18 protein-coding genes are annotated in these 15,011 nt (G+C 67.7%); 9 read left to right on the forward strand and 9 right to left on the reverse strand.

The genetic code is table 11. The features are described 5' to 3' along the window. Window positions 1–4: 4 nt before the first annotated feature. Window positions 5–478, forward strand: a complete 474-nt coding sequence (locus JNUCC0626_RS38790; RefSeq protein WP_394615634.1) for a DUF4232 domain-containing protein — start codon at window positions 5–7, stop codon at window positions 476–478. On the opposite strand, the gene ybaK is transcribed toward JNUCC0626_RS38790, so the two are convergent. After that, window positions 475–951, reverse strand: coding sequence for a Cys-tRNA(Pro) deacylase (gene ybaK, locus JNUCC0626_RS38795; RefSeq protein WP_394615635.1), 477 nt, complete (start codon window positions 949–951; stop codon window positions 475–477). The two genes, JNUCC0626_RS38790 and ybaK, sit on opposite strands and share 4 nt — an antisense overlap. 50 nt (window positions 952–1,001) lie before the next feature. Here ybaK and JNUCC0626_RS38800 point away from each other — a divergent pair, with 50 nt between their 5' ends. Next, window positions 1,002–1,676: a sigma-70 family RNA polymerase sigma factor gene (locus JNUCC0626_RS38800; protein ID WP_394622197.1), complete on the forward strand. Its 675-nt coding sequence runs from the start codon at window positions 1,002–1,004 to the stop codon at window positions 1,674–1,676. Further along, the gene (gene rsrA / locus JNUCC0626_RS38805; RefSeq protein WP_382444125.1) at window positions 1,673–1,933 is read left to right on the forward strand and encodes a mycothiol system anti-sigma-R factor; all 261 of its coding nucleotides are present in this window, start codon (window positions 1,673–1,675) and stop codon (window positions 1,931–1,933) included. The genes JNUCC0626_RS38800 and rsrA overlap by 4 nt, the downstream gene beginning before the upstream one ends. A gap of 64 nt (window positions 1,934–1,997) precedes the next feature. On the opposite strand, the gene JNUCC0626_RS38810 is transcribed toward rsrA, so the two are convergent. Continuing rightward, window positions 1,998–2,072: a 50S ribosomal protein bL37 gene (locus JNUCC0626_RS38810; protein WP_369809028.1), complete on the reverse strand. Its 75-nt coding sequence runs from the start codon at window positions 2,070–2,072 to the stop codon at window positions 1,998–2,000. 55 nt (window positions 2,073–2,127) lie between these two features. On the opposite strand from JNUCC0626_RS38810, the gene JNUCC0626_RS38815 reads away from it, so the two are divergent. Beyond that, entirely contained in the window at window positions 2,128–3,606 is a 1,479-nt protein-coding gene (locus tag JNUCC0626_RS38815) for a histidine kinase N-terminal domain-containing protein (protein WP_394622198.1), read from the forward strand. 143 nt (window positions 3,607–3,749) lie between these two features. Here the strand turns inward: JNUCC0626_RS38815 and JNUCC0626_RS38820 are convergent, their stop codons facing one another. After that, entirely contained in the window at window positions 3,750–4,004 is a 255-nt protein-coding gene (locus JNUCC0626_RS38820; RefSeq protein WP_330853468.1) for a WhiB family transcriptional regulator, read from the reverse strand. A 246-nt stretch (window positions 4,005–4,250) separates the two neighbouring features. Further along, the gene (locus tag JNUCC0626_RS38825) at window positions 4,251–5,183 is read right to left on the reverse strand and encodes a diacylglycerol/lipid kinase family protein (protein ID WP_394615636.1); all 933 of its coding nucleotides are present in this window, start codon (window positions 5,181–5,183) and stop codon (window positions 4,251–4,253) included. Between the two features lie 253 nt (window positions 5,184–5,436). Here JNUCC0626_RS38825 and JNUCC0626_RS38830 point away from each other — a divergent pair, with 253 nt between their 5' ends. From JNUCC0626_RS38830 to JNUCC0626_RS38840, 3 genes are all read left to right on the forward strand, one after another. Further along, window positions 5,437–5,856 (forward strand): hypothetical protein, encoded by a 420-nt coding sequence (locus JNUCC0626_RS38830; RefSeq protein WP_394615637.1) that lies wholly within the window; start codon window positions 5,437–5,439, stop codon window positions 5,854–5,856. An 82-nt stretch (window positions 5,857–5,938) separates the two neighbouring features. Further along, window positions 5,939–6,652 carry a S1 family peptidase gene (locus tag JNUCC0626_RS38835; protein ID WP_394615638.1) on the forward strand — a complete coding sequence of 238 codons (714 nt, stop codon included), beginning with the start codon at window positions 5,939–5,941 and terminating at the stop codon, window positions 6,650–6,652. Between the two features lie 143 nt (window positions 6,653–6,795). After that, complete coding sequence (locus JNUCC0626_RS38840) at window positions 6,796–7,608, forward strand: SAM-dependent methyltransferase (RefSeq protein WP_394615639.1); 813 nt, start codon at window positions 6,796–6,798, stop codon at window positions 7,606–7,608. On the opposite strand, the gene JNUCC0626_RS38845 is transcribed toward JNUCC0626_RS38840, so the two are convergent. From JNUCC0626_RS38845 to JNUCC0626_RS38860, 4 genes are all read right to left on the reverse strand, one after another. Next, window positions 7,605–9,080 carry a glycoside hydrolase family 28 protein gene (locus JNUCC0626_RS38845; RefSeq protein WP_394615640.1) on the reverse strand — a complete coding sequence of 492 codons (1,476 nt, stop codon included), beginning with the start codon at window positions 9,078–9,080 and terminating at the stop codon, window positions 7,605–7,607. The genes JNUCC0626_RS38840 and JNUCC0626_RS38845 overlap by 4 nt on opposite strands. Before the next feature lie 155 nt (window positions 9,081–9,235). Beyond that, window positions 9,236–9,658 carry a DUF5684 domain-containing protein gene (locus tag JNUCC0626_RS38850; RefSeq protein ID WP_394615641.1) on the reverse strand — a complete coding sequence of 141 codons (423 nt, stop codon included), beginning with the start codon at window positions 9,656–9,658 and terminating at the stop codon, window positions 9,236–9,238. Between the two features lie 126 nt (window positions 9,659–9,784). Beyond that, window positions 9,785–10,258, reverse strand: a complete 474-nt coding sequence (locus tag JNUCC0626_RS38855; protein ID WP_394615642.1) for a GNAT family N-acetyltransferase — start codon at window positions 10,256–10,258, stop codon at window positions 9,785–9,787. Beyond that, on the reverse strand, window positions 10,258–10,854 hold the full coding sequence (locus JNUCC0626_RS38860; protein WP_394615643.1) for a histidine phosphatase family protein: 597 nt from the start codon (window positions 10,852–10,854) through the stop codon (window positions 10,258–10,260). The genes JNUCC0626_RS38855 and JNUCC0626_RS38860 overlap by 1 nt, the downstream gene beginning before the upstream one ends. A 68-nt stretch (window positions 10,855–10,922) precedes the next feature. Between JNUCC0626_RS38860 and JNUCC0626_RS38865 the strand changes: the two genes are divergently transcribed. Together JNUCC0626_RS38865 and JNUCC0626_RS38870 are read left to right on the forward strand one after the other, a co-directional pair. Beyond that, a complete protein-coding gene (locus tag JNUCC0626_RS38865) occupies window positions 10,923–11,084 on the forward strand; it encodes a hypothetical protein (protein WP_394615644.1) in 162 nt (53 codons plus the stop codon). 293 nt (window positions 11,085–11,377) lie between these two features. Further along, on the forward strand, window positions 11,378–14,038 hold the full coding sequence (locus JNUCC0626_RS38870) for an alpha/beta hydrolase family protein (protein WP_394615645.1): 2,661 nt from the start codon (window positions 11,378–11,380) through the stop codon (window positions 14,036–14,038). On the opposite strand, the gene JNUCC0626_RS38875 is transcribed toward JNUCC0626_RS38870, so the two are convergent. Then, entirely contained in the window at window positions 14,022–14,888 is an 867-nt protein-coding gene (locus JNUCC0626_RS38875) for a helix-turn-helix transcriptional regulator (RefSeq protein WP_394615646.1), read from the reverse strand. The two genes, JNUCC0626_RS38870 and JNUCC0626_RS38875, sit on opposite strands and share 17 nt — an antisense overlap. Window positions 14,889–15,011 lie beyond the last annotated feature (123 nt).

Genomic DNA, 15,011 nt, shown 5'->3' on the forward strand with positions numbered 1-15,011 from the left:
ACAAGTGAACAAAACCCGTCTGACCGCAGCCGCTCTGGCAGGGATCGCAGCGCTGACCGTCGCGGGCACACCCGCTCAGGCCGAGACGCCGTGGTGCACCGGGAGCGACCTGGTCGTCACCGCCCACGACATGCGGTCCCCGTCGAGCGCGAGCAAGGCGCACCGGATCGGGTTCGCCGCCGTCGACGGCGTCTCCTGCGTCATCGGCGGCAGCCTGAGCGACGTGCGCTTCCTCGACGCCGACGGCACCGACCTGGGCATCGACCCGGAGATCCAGCCGGGGGACTACGTCGAGGTGCAGGTCGGCGGGCACCGCGAGGCCGCCGTCTACGTGGCCTCGCAGATCCACGGTCCGCGGGAGAACCCCGCGTCCGTCCGCTTCACCTTGCCTGGCTCCGGTGACTCGGTCACGGTCGCCTGGCCGTCGAACCTCAGTCCGGTCGTCCGGCTGGGCAGCATCACCGCACCCGTCAGCTAAGCGCTGATCGAAGCCACGACCGCGGAAGTCAGCCGCACGAGCTCGGACGGTGCGATCTCCACTTCGAGACCGCGCCGTCCGGCACTGCAGAACATGGTGTCGAACTCCAACGCCGAGGCGTCGACCACGACGGGCAGCCGCTTCTTCTGACCCAGCGGCGAGATGCCGCCGGCGACGTACCCGGTGGCGCGTTCGGCGTCGGCGACCACCGCCATGCGAGCCTTCTTGCCCTTCAACGCCGCCGCGAGACCCTTCAGGTCGAGCTGCGCGGTGACCGGCACGACCCCGACCGCGAGCTTGCCGTCGACCTCGGCGACCAAGGTCTTGAACACGCGTTGCGGCACCAGCCCGAGCGCCTCCGCGGCCTCCAGCCCGTACGACTCGTGCCGCGGGTCGTGCTCGTACGAGTGCAAGGTGTGCGCCACCCGCTGCTTGTCCAGCAGCGCTGTGGCGGGGGTCCCACGTCCGGCCATGCGGAATTACTACCAGCCCCTCCGTTGTTGGTCAGAACGTGGCAACGAACATGCTCGAGCGGTCACGCGTAAAGTCAGTCCCGACCCAGAACCTGTGGGAAGGGAGCGCGGTGCCCGCCACCGGCACGACAGAGACGACGGCGGAACGCGCTGCGCGTTTCGAGCGCGACGCTATGCCCATGCTCGACCAGCTGTACTCGGCCGCCCTGCGTATGACGCGCAATCCGGCGGACGCCGAGGACCTGGTGCAGGAGACGTTCCTCAAGGCCTACTCGGCGTTCGCGTCCTTCTCGGAGGGCACGAACCTGAAGGCCTGGCTGTACCGGATCCTGACGAACACCTACATCAACGGCTACCGCAAGAAGCAGCGCCAGCCGATTCAGCAGCCGACCGACGAGATCACGGACTGGCAGCTGGCGCAGGCGGAGAGCCACACCTCGTCCGGGCTGCGCAGCGCCGAGGTCGAGGCACTCGACAACCTGCCCGACAGCGACGTCAAGGAAGCATTGCAGCGGTTGCCGGAGGAGTTCCGGATCGCGGTCTACCTCGCCGATGTCGAAGGCTTCGCGTACAAGGAGATCGCAGACATCATGGGCACCCCGATCGGCACGGTGATGTCCCGGTTGCACCGGGGCCGTCGCCAGCTCCGCGACATGCTCGCGGACGTCGCGCGAGACCGCGGTTTCCTCCGTAGCGGCAACGGCAGCAACGGAGACGCGAAATGAACTGCGGCGAACCCCACGACACCGACTGCTCAGAGGTGCTGGCCGAGGTCTGGCTGTTCCTGGACCAGGAGTGCGACGGCACCCGTCGCGCGGCCCTCCAGACCCACCTCGACGAGTGCCACCCGTGCCTCGAGCAGTTCGGGCTGGAGGAGCACCTCAAGGCGCTGCTCGCCCGCAAGTGCGGCGGCGACTACGCCCCGGCGGACCTGAAGGCGCGCATCCGAGCCACGATCGTGGAGATTCGCACCGAGGACTGAGAAGTCCCCTGGCAAGACAAAAGGCCCTGGTCACCGGCGTGGTGTCCAGGGCCTTTCGCAGCACTCAGGCGTTGGGGCGCTTGCCTCGGTTGGCGCCGCCCTTTTTGCGGTCGCGGCGCTTGCGAGCACGCTTCGACATGGGTGTCTCCTAGGATCAGAACTTGCTTCACCCACCAGTTTCTCATGGAGGAGTTCTGAGCACGCTCACGGACCTCTTGGCCGAGCACACCAAGCTCCCCGGCGCCGCCGTCGACCACCTCCAACTGGTCGTCGCGGAGTGGCAACTCCTCTCCGACCTGTCGTTCGCGGACTTCGTCATGTGGGTCCCGCTGGGGGACGACAAGTTCCTCTGCGTCGCCCAGGCCCGTCCCACGACGGCGCCGACGGCCCACCCCGAGGACGTCGTCGGCAGCGAGGTCGAGAGCGACGAGCACCCGCAGCTGCGCCGGGCCATGGACGAGTCGCGGATCTGCCGCGAGGAGGACCCGCGCTGGCACCTCGGTGTGCCCGTGCGACGCGAGACCATCCCGGTGCGGCTGGGCAGTCAGGTCATCGCGGTGCTGAGCCGCAGCACGAACCTGGCGGTGCCGCGCGTGCCGTCGCCGTTGGAGATCTCGTACCTCGGCAGTGCCGCCGACCTGTGCCAGATGATCGCGGACGGCACGTTCCCCGCGCCCGAACCGTCGCCGGACGTGCACACCAGCCCGCGCGTCGGGGACGGCCTGATCAGGCTCGACCCGTCCGGCGCGGTGGTGTTCGCCTCGCCGAACGCGCTGTCGGCGTACCACCGCATGGGGCACGCGTCCGACCTGGTCGGGGTGCACCTGGCGCCGCTCACCCGCAGCCTCATCGGCGATCCGTTCGACGCCACCGAGGTCGCGCAACGCATCCGTCAAGCGCTCGACGGACAGCCGTCCATGCGTATGGAGGCCGAATCACGGCGTGGTGCCGCGGTGTTGTTCCGATCTTTGCCCCTGCGGCCACGCGGGCAGGCCGCCGGCGCCATCGTGCTGTGCCGCGACGTCACCGAGGTGCGTCGCCGCGACCGCGCGTTGATGTCCAAGGACGCCACGATCCGCGAGATCCACCACCGCGTGAAGAACAACCTGCAGACCGTCGCGGCCCTGCTGCGGTTGCAAAGCCGCAGGTTGAGCAACCCGGAGGCGAAGGAGGCGCTCGCGGAGTCGGTCCGTCGTGTGACGTCCATCGCACTGGTTCACGAGACGTTGTCGATGTCCGTCGACGAGCGGGTGGACCTCGACGACGTGGTCGACAAGGTCATCCCGATGATGGGCGACGTGGCGGTCACCGAGACCCAGGTGAGCGTGCGCCGCGAGGGCGGGTTCGGGATCGTGTCCTCCGAGATCGCCACCCCGCTGGTGATGGTGCTGACCGAGCTCGTGCAGAACGCCTTCGAGCACGCCTACGCCCCTGGCCAGCGCGGGGAGGTCGTCGTGCACGCCGAGCGGACCGCGAAGTGGCTCGACGTGACGATCACCGACGACGGCAAGGGACTGCCGCAGGGCTTCTCGCTGGAACGCACCGACCGACTCGGACTGCAGATCGTTCGGACCCTCGTCGATTCCGAACTGAGGGGGTCTTTGAGCTTGCGGCGACGGCCCCGAGGCGGTACTGAGGCGGTCCTGCGCGTGCCGCTCAGGGGGCGGCGCTAAACTAACGCCGTGCACACGTGACGATCAGCCTCAGCGGTCTCACGTGGTCATGCGGGAGGGTGTGCAAACAAAAGAAGAAGCCCGACACCTGGCACGGTGTCGGGCTTCTTCTTATATCGAGCTTTGTGCGGCGAACAGCCTGCTCAGGCGTTGCTGCGGGCGCGCGTGCGGGCGTTGCGGCGCTTGAGAGCGCGGCGCTCGTCCTCGCTCATCGCGCCCCAGACGCCGGCGTCCTGGCCGCTCTCGAGTGCCCACGCGAGGCAGTCGGAGACGACGGGGCAACGGCGGCAGACGGTCTTCGCCTCGGCGATCTGCAGAAGCGCGGGACCACTGTTCCCAACGGGGAAGAACAGCTCGGGGTCCTCGTCGCGGCAGATTGCGCGGTGGCGCCAGTCCATTGGAACTACTCCTCAGCCAAGGCGCGCACGAAGGCACGCCGGTTGTCAGCGGTCGTTTTTGGGGTGCTTGTGAATGCTTTCACGAACGGCAGAGATGTCAAGGGGTAAGCACTGACCCGGTGAGTGAACTCACCCAAAAGATCGACAGCGTTCACCTGGGGTTTCACGCTCTGCTGTCACTCGACTGCAGTACATCGCAGGTGGGTACCGAGACGGTCACGAACCGATCACGGACTGTAAAGTTCCTTACACAGCAACAGTCAACGCGTCCGGCACCGCTCTGAACTCCACCGCGGTGGTCTTCCCGAGGAAATCACCGTCGACCTGAAGGTTCGCGGGCTCCTCGCACTTCACTCTGACATAACCCACGTCGTCACGCCGAACGAGTTTCGCGCTCTTCGGATTGCCCGTCGCGAGGACCTGGGCCACGAAGCGCCCGACCGTGGGTACCCGCAACGTCTTCAGCGCACTCAGGCCGAGCCCGCCGTCGAACGACGTGCTGGGGTTGAGCTGAATCGCCTTGTCCCCGAAGTACGTCCACGGGTCGGTGTTCGACACGAACACCATGCCGACGTCGTCGAACGCCTCGCCGGGAACCTCGACGGTGAAGTGCTGCGGCTTGCGGATGTTCTGCGCCCACGCCTTCAGCGCGACGGTCAGGTACAGCATGGGACTCGCGTTGCGACCCTTGGCGCGCTTGTGTTCCACGCCCGAGACGACGTCGGCGTCGAGGCCCATGCCCGCGTTGAAGGTGAACCAGCGGCCGTCCTCGATGACGTCCGCGAAGACCTGCCCGAGCCCGATCCGGCGCTTGGTGCCGTGCTCGATCGACTGCAGGAGAACGTGCGTGGCCTCGACGGGGTCGCGCGGAATGCCGAGCGCGCCCGCGAAGACGTTGGCCGAACCGCCGGGCACGACGCCCAGCATCGGCCTCTCGGGACGGGGGCCGCCGCGCAGGATGCCGTTGACCACCTCGTTGACCGTGCCGTCGCCGCCGTGGGCGATGACCAGGTCGAATCCACCTTCCGCGGCCTCGTGCGCGGCGTCTGCCGCGTGGCCCCGGTACGAGGTCTGGATGACCTCCAGCTTCACGTCGCTGGCGAGTGCGTGCGCGAGTACGTCACGGCCCGCCGGCGTCGTTGTAGTCGCCTGCGGGTTCACCACGAGAAGAGCGCGCACTACTTGAGAGTAAGACAGTGCGTGACCGTCAGCCGCGCGCATGTCCTCCCTCAGGGTGGCTCCAGCCTCACGAAAGTGGCGCAAATCTCCCTTCCGTCGCGCGTCGCGTCTGCCCCGCAGACGAGTGCACCCCGGACGACCGCCGGCTCGCTGAAGGCCCCTTGATCTTCCCGCGCCGGACGTGCTTCCGAGGACCTCCAACCGGGTGGCCTACGATCCGTGACCAGGTACAGAACGTGAGGAGAGGTCGCTCGTGACCACTGCGATCCCGGCGCCTCCGCGGCCGGTCCGCATCGCCGCCGCACTCGCTTTCCTGCAGGGACTGGGCGGTGTCGGGCTGGGGCTCGCCCTCGTCGTCCGGGTGATCGGCGGAGCGCACCCGGCGGGCCCGATCCTCGGCGCGGCCGGTGTGCTCGTGATCTGGTTCGGCGCGGTTCTGCTCGCGACCGTGATGCTCTTCCGCGGCCACCACGGCGCCCGCACGCCCGTGATCGTCACGCAGCTTCTGCTGCTCGGGTGCGCCTGGTACGCCTACGGCCCGTCGGAACAGCAGCTGCTCGGCTCGCTGGGCGGCATCTACTGCGTCGTCGTGCTCGTCTTCCTGTTCACCAACGACGGCCGCCGCTGGGCGATGGGCGAGCCGGACGTGAACGAAGGTGACAAAGCCGACTAACGGAGGGTGGTCAGCCTCACACCAACGAGTGAAGCTGTGCGTGGTTGCTTAACCACTCCCTGCACTCAAGAGGTGACCAACCATGCGTGTTATGACTGCGATCGCGGGTGCCTTCCTGGCGGCATTCACCCTCGCTTCCCCGACGGCCTCGGCTGCGCCCGAGGACCCGGGAATGTCTCCGATGATCATCGGAGGTGGCAACGCCTCCAACTTCCCGTACGCGGCCCGTCTCTTCGTGAACGGCCGTGAGAACTGTTCCGCGACGAAGATCGCTCCTCGGTGGATCCTGACCGCCGAGCACTGCGTGGCGTCGTCCGGCACGTACACGTTCCGCGCGGGCAGCCTGGACCAGACCTCCGGCGGGCAGCTGGTGACCGGTACCCGGATCATCAAGCACCCGTCTGCCGACCTGGCGCTCGTGCAGGTCAGCACCAACATGAACGCGCCGTTCTCGCCGCTCGCCGGCTCCTCGGACGGCGTGGCCACCGGTCAGACGGTGCAGCTCTACGGCTGGGGCGCCACCTGCACCAACCAGCCGGAGATCAACTGCCAGTCGCGGTACCTGAAGGTCGCCAACACGCGGGTCACGAACCCCAACGGCACCGACTACCGCGGTGGCCGGGCGATCTCCGTGCAGCGCATCGACGGCATCGCCGCCGGTGGTGACTCGGGCGGCCCGATGTTCGGTGCCGGCAAGCAGGTCGGTGTCGCGTCCACCTCGGACCGTTCGACCCGCTCCAACTACACCCGCATCGCCACCTACCGGTCCTGGATCACCAGCAACGCCGGTGTGTGAAACCCTGCTTGACCAGCGGTAACCCTGCGATGGCCCCCGGCTCCGGCCGGGGGCCATCACCCTACGTGACCACGAATGGTGGATGGACACGAACGGAGTAGCCGGTTACCGTGCCTCCAGCGTTCGCGCCGCTCGGGAGCAGGGTGAGGTGCGCAGTGCAGGACGGCCCGCAGCGGGTGACGACAAACGGCGATTCAGAGCGCCCGAACACGGCTCGGCTCTTCGACTACTACCTGGGCGGAGCGCACAACTTCGCGGTTGACCGCGCGCTGGCCGAGGAGAGCATCGCCAGGTTCCCGGTCGCCGAGATAGCCCGCACGATCAGGTCGTTCTCGCGCCGCGTGGTGCGCCTGTGCGTCGAGGAGTACGGCATCCGCCAGTTCCTCGACCTCGGCAGCGGCATCCCGACCGCCGGCAACGTGCACGAGGTCGCCCAGTCGATCGACCCGTCCTGCGGCGTCGTCTACGTCGACCACGACCCGGTGACCGTCGCCCACGCCCGCACGATGCTGCGCGACAACCTCAACGCCGCCATCGTGCAGTCCGACATCAGCGACGTCGGCGCCGTGCTGCGGCACCCGGAGACCCGTCGCCTCATCGACTTCACCCAGCCGACGGCTGTGCTGATGGTCGGTGTCCTGCCGTACGTCATCGACGAGCCCGCGGGCGTCGTGGCGCGCTATCGGGCCGCGTTGTCCGAAGGCAGCATCGTCGCGTTGACGCACCTCACGAAGGACGTGGAGCCGGAGCTCGTCGGCCAGCTGGTCGGCCTCGGTGACGACATGGGGTCGAAGCTCGTGCCGCGCTCCAAGCAGGACGTGGAGGAGTTCCTCTGCGGCCTGAAACTGCTCGAACCCGGCCTGGTGCTCGCCGCCCACTGGAGGGCGGACGGCGAGCTGCCCGGAGCGTCCGCTGCCGCCGACGCGTCCACTTATGGCGCCGTCGGGATGGTCTAGCTCGTCTTCGCCCGCAGCGCCTGGCCGTTCGTGGTCGTGCTGTTCGTGACCGAGGTGCCGGTGCTCTTGCGCCACATCAGGTCGTTCGCGCCGGTACTGCGTTCCACCTGCACGCCGTCGAGCGAGATGTTCTGCACGCTGTCGGTCGTGAACGCCGGGCGTCCGTCGTTCTTCTCGAACTCGATGGTGCTGTTCAGGAAACTGACGTCCGTCGCGTTGCGGAGCCAGAATCCGAACGCAGGCCGCGCGCCGAAGATGCGCGGCGGGTACGCGTCGGACACCTCCGGCGGGTTCTTCGAGGCGTCGGATTCCTTGTGGTTGCCCGGAACCGTGAGCCTGACGTGGTCGAACGTCAGGCCGGTGATCTTCGAGTCGGACCGGCCGGAGATCGTCGACGCGTACTCGGGATCGCCCGGGATGTCGCGCGGTGCCGTGAGGTTCGTGCCGGTGATGTTGCGGTAGGTGATGTTGCGGATCTTGCCGGTGGGAGGGTTGTTCGGGCACCGGCCGCGCTTGCCGATGTGGACGTAGATCGGCGAACCCGTTTTGGTGAGCTGGATGTTGTCGTAGAGGACGTCCTCGATCACCGCGCCGTCCATGGACACCATGCCGAGGCCCGCCTTGGAGGCGCCGGTGACCTTGAGGTTGCGGAACTGGATGTTCCTGAAGCTGCCGCAGGTCTCCGAGCCGAACTGGATCGCGTTGTTCTCGGTGGACTGGATGGTGGAGTCGCGGACCACGTTGTTCTCGCTGAGGAACGTCTTGCCGGTGGCGTAGTCGCTCTTGAACGCCACGGCGTCGTCGCTGGAGATGATGGTGGAGTTCGACAGCTCGATGTTGGAGCTGTTGATGAAGTTGATGCCGTCGCGGTCCTCCGGGGAGTCGACGGTGATGCGGTCGAGCTTCATCCCGTTGCAGCCGTTGACGATGATGGCGAAGTGACCGGCTTCCCTGAAGGTCACGTCGGTGACGTTGACGTTCTTGCAGAACTTGAGCGACAGCATCTTGTCGCCCTTGCCTGCGGGGATGTTCTCGCCGGTCTCCAGCTTGTTCGCGCCGTCGATGACGCCCTTGCCGGTGAAGCTGATGTTCTCGACGTTCTCGCCCCACAGCAGGGCGTTGCGGAAGTGGCTGTGCCCGAAGTCCTGGTACCTGCCGTAGGTCGGGTTGGGTTCCGGTGCGTCGATGCCGCTGCCGGACGCGACGATCCGCGCGCCCTGCTGGATGTTGATGGTGACGTTGCTCTTGAGGTGGATCGAGCGCGACAGGTAGGTGCCCGGCGGAATTTCGACGATCCCGTCGCCCGCCGCCGAAGCCGCCGCGATGGCCTTGTCGATGGCGACCGAGTCGACCGCCTTGCCATCACCCTTCGCGCCGTAGTCCTTGACGTTGAAGCTGGCCGCCTTCGCCACACCCAGCGGTGCCACGACCACCGCTAATGCGACGAACGCGCCCGTCAGCCGACGCCTCATCGTGGAGAGGTCCTTCCTCTTCGAGTCGAGGGCGGCGGCTCGCCTGAAACGGTATGAAAACGATTACATTCTTGACGATAGTGAAGGCCGGGCCCGAAGTACAGGGGTGACTTCGAGACCCGGCCTGCTGGTGCTGCGTCAGCTCTGGCTCACGCTCAGCCCTTGTAGGCGCCCTGGGTGGCGAGAGCCGCCGGGCCGCGGTACTGCGCGTTGCCGAAGCCGAGGATGGCGTAGCCGACGATGCTGAACAGCCACAGGCCGACGATGCCGAAGACGGCGTCCTTGCCGAACGACTTGGCGATGTCGATGGACATGATCGCCAGGACGACCACGTTCACGAACGGGATCAGCAGCAGCACGGTCCACCAACCCGGACGGCCGGCGATCTGCGTCAGCACGTAGAGGTTGTAGATCGGGATGATCGCAGCCCAGCCCGGCTGACCGGCCTTGGTGAACGTCTTCCACATGACGATGATGCCGACGACGGCGACGATCGCGATGATCACGCCCATGAAGGCGAGGCCACCGAGCAGTGCGGTGGTGTCGGCCTCGGTGAGTGTCGGCTGGTTCGGGTCCACGGTCGTTCCTTCTTTCCACGCTTACTTTGTGCCGGGGGATCGGCGAGCGGGGACGCTGCCAGGACCGTGGACCCGTCCTGTGTGGAATACCTCTTTCGTGAGCTTTTCGAGACCTTACGTAGACATTCAGTCGGCAGAGGCGAGTGCGGACAGTGCCGCACCGGTCACGCGCATGGTCGTCCACTCGTCCATCGGTATGGCGCCCAACGACTTGTAGAACCCGATGCTCGGTTCGTTCCAGTTGAGCACCCACCACTGCAGACGCGTGTAGTTCTGCTCGACGCACTCCTGGGCAAGCGCTTGCAGCAGCTTCTTGCCGAGGCCGTTGCCGCGCTGGTCCGGTGTCACGTAGAGATCTTCGAGGTAGACGCCGTGCACGCCGTCCCACGTCGAGAAGTTGAGGAACCACAACGCGATCCCGACGACCTGACCGTCTACTTCGGCCACATGGCCGAACAGCGCGGGCCGTTCGCCGAACAACGCGGTGTGCAACTGTTCCGACGTGAGATGGCACTGCTCCGGCGCCTTTTCGTACAGCGCCAGTTCGTAAACGAGCCCAACGGCCGCGTCGACGTCGCGCGGCTCGATCCGCCGGATCATCACACCTCCCACGCGGGCACGTTGAGCCTGCGCACCTGCGGGTCGCCCCGCTCGTCGCCCAGCTGGCAGATGCCCGCCGGGTCCAGTCCGAAGTGGACGCCCTGGTCCGGCGCCAGTCCGAGCCACGCCGCGATCAGCACGCGGCTGAAGTGCCCGTGCCCGACCAGCACGACGTCACCGCCGGGCAGGATCTTGCGCACCTCGCCGAGCACGGTGCGCGCCCGCTCCTGCACTTCGGCGTGCGTCTCGCCGTTCGGCATCGGGTGCGACCACACGGTCCAGCCGGGCACGCGCTCGCGGATCTGCGGCGTGGTGATGCCCTCGTAGTCGCCGTAGTCCCACTCGGCGAGGTTCTCGGTGGTCGCGTTCACCTCCAGCCCGGCGAGCGCGGCGGTCCGAGTGGCGCGCTGCCGTGGGCTCGTCAGCACGAGAGCGGGCGCCTGGTCCGTCCCTCGCAGCCGGGCGAGCGTCGCGCCCGCCCGGCGTGCCTGCTGCTCGCCTTCCGGCGTCAGTTCGATGTCAGTGCGTCCCGTGTGCCTGCCGGTCTCGGACCACTCGGTCTGGCCGTGCCGCAGCAGGTAGAGGTGGGTGCTCACCCCGTTGATCCTAAGGAGTGACGGGGAGCACGTTTGGAGTAGTCCACCATCGAGGTACCCCGCTCGCCATGACCGCCGAGAGCCCCGACCACGGCGCACCGGACGACGTGAACGCCCAGGAGATCCGCGAGGCCTTCGGGGTTCGCGTGGCCCGCATCAGGGCCGAGCTGACCTCGACGTGGAACAAGCTGAGTCAGAACGAACGCGATGGCGACCACGACGGCCGGTGAATTTCCCGGTCGTTCGCGCGAAGACATTTCGCCTCCGCTCGAAATGCGTGCGCATTGCGGAGAAATCTGGTTGTCTGGAAAGACTGCGCTCGTCCAGGCGGCGGGGAAGTGATCGACAGTCGCGCCGCTGAGGGCCGTTGATGAGGGATATTCCCCCTCGCTGGGCCGAACGGCGTAATACTCACGGCTGTTTCTCGTTTTAATTGGCAGATTCCCGGCAGGAATGCGTGCCGGGTGCCGTGCGGCGTCGATAGAACGGAGTGGACCCGTCCTTTCAGAGGGGGACCCACACCATGCGCCGCACAGTCGCGCTGTTAGTACCTGTTCTGCTGTTCGGAGTTCTGCCCGCGCTGCCCGCGTCGGCCGCTCCCGGCACACCGACCACACCGGGCTGGAGCGTCTCCGGGGACGTCATCCGGTGGACCACGCCCTCGTCGATGCCCTTGCGCGACGCCGGCGTGGAGTTCTGGGAGGGCGACCGGTTCCTCGGGCACGCCCGGGAGTCCGCGAACTTGCGCACCTTCACGTTGGAGGCGAAGCTCACCGACCCGGCCGCGCTCCAGGTGCGGTCGGCCGGCAAGAGACTCGACGTCTTCGAGCCGCCGGTGGCGAGCCTGTCCGCGCCGCAGCTGCCCGCGCTGCAGCCCGACGGTGGCGTGGATCCCGGCAAGCCCGGGCCGTACGAGACCACGACCGGTGCGTACGCGCTCGACTCGATCAAGCTGCCAGGGTACGCGGCGCCGATCGAGATGGAGGGCGTCGTCGTGGCGCCGAAGGGAGCGCCCGGCAAGCGTTCGCTCGCGCTCTTCCTGCACGGCAGGCACTTCACCTGCTACAGCAAGTCCGATCCGAACCAGATCACGCTGAACTGGCCTTGCCCCAGCGGGTTGACGGCCGTGCCGAGCCACAAGGGGTACCTGAAGGCGCAGGAGTTGCTGGCGTCGCAGGGATATCTGACGGTGTCGATCTCCGCCAACGGCATCAACGCGCAGGACGCGGGGACGCCGGACGCGGGTGCGCAGGGACGGTCGTCGCTGGTGCGGCACCATCTCGCGAAGTGGGCCGACTGGGCTGCCGGACGCGGTGCGGTGCCGGACGCGGTGAAGTCGGGTCCGGCCGCCGACATGTCGAAGGTGTTGCTGTACGGGCACTCTCGCGGTGGTGAGGGCGTCAACCGCGCTGCCACGGACAGCCTCGCGCCGCCGCCCGGTGACACGGGTTTCTCCGGGCCGGTGCGCTGGAACATCCGCGGCACGGTCCTGGTCGGTCCGACGATCTTCGGCCACAACCCGGCGCCGGACGTGCCCTCGGTGACGTTCCTGCCCGGTTGCGACGGTGACGTGTCCGACCTGCAGGGCCAGATCTTCGTGGACCAGACCCGCGGCCTGAGCCGGGGCGAGGCGTTCCACAGCGCGCTGTACATGGTCGGCGCGAACCACAACTACTTCAACAGCGAGTGGACGCCCGGCCAGGCCGAGGCGCCGGCGTCCGACGACTTCTGGCCCGGCGAGCAGCCCGACCCGCTGTGCACGCCGGGTACGCCGACGCGGCTGACCGCCGAACAGCAGCAGACGATGGGGGCCACGTACGTCGCGGCGGCCACGAAGTTGTTCCTCGGCAAGGACGAGTCCGTGCTGCCGTTGCTCGACGGCTCGGGCGTGCGCGCTCCGTCCGCCGACCCCGCCCGCGTGCTCTCGCACGCCGTCGGTGCGGACCGCAAGTCGTTCGTCGTGCCGGACGGTGCGACGGGTGTGTCCGGCAGTGCGCGTGTCTGCCAGCAGACGTCCCGTGATGCGGCCATCGGTTGTACTACCGCGCGTTCGCCGCACTTCGTCGGCTTCCGCGGTGCGGTGTCCCAGCCCGAACGCCTTGCGGTCACGCTGAAGTGGACCTCCGCCGGGCAGGCCGGTGTGGTCACGCCCGGTGCGCCGGTGTCGTTGGCCGGGTCGCGTGATCTCGCGTTGCGTCTCGCCGTTCCGCCGAACGCGGCGGCGTCGAAGTTCGGTGTCGCGGTGACCGACCACAATGGACGCAAGCACGCGTTGGGTTCGGTGTCGGTGGCCGGTCTGCCCGGCAGCGACCGCACGAGTTCGTTGTGGGCGCAGGAAGTCCGCGTGCCGTTGCCGCACGGTCTCGGCAAGGTCGCGTCGCTGGAACTCGTGCCCGAGTCGGCGTCCGGCGAGGCGTGGCTGATCGACGCCTACGGCTGGGACAAGGGTCTCGTCCCGGTGGTGCCCACGAAGCTCTCCCGCGTCGACTCGGTGCTCACCGAGGTGCCGGAGGGCGACTCCGGCACGCAGACCCGCAACGTCGTCATCACGGCCACCGGCAACGGCACCCGCGTGTTCCGGCTCTTCTACAACGAGCCGGGCAACAAGCCCGCCACGAAGCTGGTGACGCTGAAGCAGGGCGAGCACCAGGCCGAGGTGCCGCTGACGTGGACCGGCAACACCCGCTGGGGCTCCGACGTGCTGAACCCCGTGCAGGTGCAGGCGATCTCCAACGCGGTGGTCGGTTCCGCGACGGGCGGCCTGCTGGTGCGCAACGACGACCCGATGCCGAAGCTGACGGTGACCCCGGTCGCCGACAGCGTCGCGGAGGGCGGCAAACTGAAGTGGAAGCTGACGCTGTCCGAGCCCGCCGACTCGGCGTTCATGTTCTACGGCACCCCGGCCGCGCCCGCGTCCGGCGCCGAACTGTCCACAACGGACGTAGACCCGACCTGGTTCGAGCAGAACTCGGGTGAGAAACCGTTGCCCGCCCGGCCGTTGTCGGCCACGGGCCTCGGCATCTACGTGTTCATCAACCCCGGCGCGACCTCGTACGAGTTCGAGGTGCCGACGGTGACGGACACCGAGACCGAGGGGGAGGAGCAGGTGCGGCTGAAGTTCGAGGGCTTCAACCCGACCGGCACCGACTTCGAGGTGACCGGCAAGGTCACTGAGGCGGTCTGACAGCACGCGGGTGGTCGCTCTTGCGGCCACCCGCGTCCTTCGTCGTCCAGCTGTTGAGGAGCCGCAGCTTCTCCTCCGACGGCGACCCGGTGTCGGCGCTGTAGATGACGACGGTCTGGCCTTCCGCGTCCGGCAGCCTCAACGTCTGCCAGTTGAGCTTCATGTCCCCGACGGCCTCGTGGAAGAACCGCTTGACGCCGTGCTGGTGCTCCGAAAGCTTGTAGTCGGCCCACATGCTCGCAAACTCCTCCGACCGCGTGCTCAGGTCACCCACGATCCGCGCCACCGCGCCGTTGTCCCGTCCGGGCACGATCGACGCGCGCAACGTGGCCACGATGTCCGCGGCGATCTCCGCCCAGTCCCGGTACACGACCCTGGCCCTGGCGTTGAGGAACATCCACGTCGCCAGGTTGCGCTCTTCCGCCGGCATGGCCTCGAAGTCGTCCAGCAACGCCTTGCCGGCGTGGTTGATGCCGAGGATCTCCAGGTGCGGCCCGTGGATCACCGCGGGCACGTCGATCGCCCGGATCATCGACTGCAACGCGGGCCTGGCCCTCACCGTGCCTTGGTGCTTCGTTTCGGGTTGGAGGAGCGAGCTGAAGTAGCGGCTCTCCACGTCGTCGAGCCTGAGTGCCCGCGCCACGGCGTCGATGACCTGCTCGGACACGTTGCGCGCCCGCCCCTGCTCGAGCTTGACGTAGTAGTCGACGCTGACCCCGGCGAGGATCGCGACCTCGGCCCGCCGCAACCCCTTGACCTTGCGCGGAGTCGTGGCCGCCGGCAGCCCGACGTCCTCGGGGCTCAACGCCGCCCGGCGCGAGGTGAGGAACTCCCGCAGTTCGCTGGTCATGGTTCCGAGTATGGGGTTGTTTCCGGTTGCTCGGCAGTTCGTGGGTGGTACTGCCAGAGCCATGCTGAGGGGTACCAGTTATCCCGTTCTCTTCTACTTCTCGCTGGGACGTAATGGAAAGCG

The sequence above is a fragment of the Lentzea sp. JNUCC 0626 genome (assembly GCF_043632865.1).
GTDB lineage: Bacteria > Actinomycetota > Actinomycetes > Mycobacteriales > Pseudonocardiaceae > Lentzea.

Coding starts and splice junctions, on each gene's coding strand:
- ybaK (WP_394615635.1), bottom strand. CDS start 951: ATGGCCGGACGTGGGACCCCCGCCACAGCGCTGCTGGACAAGCAGCGG.
- JNUCC0626_RS38800 (WP_394622197.1), top strand. CDS start 1,002: ATGCTCGAGCGGTCACGCGTAAAGTCAGTCCCGACCCAGAACCTGTGG.
- rsrA (WP_382444125.1), top strand. CDS start 1,673: ATGAACTGCGGCGAACCCCACGACACCGACTGCTCAGAGGTGCTGGCC.
- JNUCC0626_RS38820 (WP_330853468.1), bottom strand. CDS start 4,004: ATGGACTGGCGCCACCGCGCAATCTGCCGCGACGAGGACCCCGAGCTG.
- JNUCC0626_RS38835 (WP_394615638.1), top strand. CDS start 5,939: ATGCGTGTTATGACTGCGATCGCGGGTGCCTTCCTGGCGGCATTCACC.
- JNUCC0626_RS38845 (WP_394615640.1), bottom strand. CDS start 9,080: ATGAGGCGTCGGCTGACGGGCGCGTTCGTCGCATTAGCGGTGGTCGTG.
- JNUCC0626_RS38855 (WP_394615642.1), bottom strand. CDS start 10,258: ATGATCCGGCGGATCGAGCCGCGCGACGTCGACGCGGCCGTTGGGCTC.
- JNUCC0626_RS38865 (WP_394615644.1), top strand. CDS start 10,923: ATGACCGCCGAGAGCCCCGACCACGGCGCACCGGACGACGTGAACGCC.
- JNUCC0626_RS38870 (WP_394615645.1), top strand. CDS start 11,378: ATGCGCCGCACAGTCGCGCTGTTAGTACCTGTTCTGCTGTTCGGAGTT.
- JNUCC0626_RS38875 (WP_394615646.1), bottom strand. CDS start 14,888: ATGACCAGCGAACTGCGGGAGTTCCTCACCTCGCGCCGGGCGGCGTTG.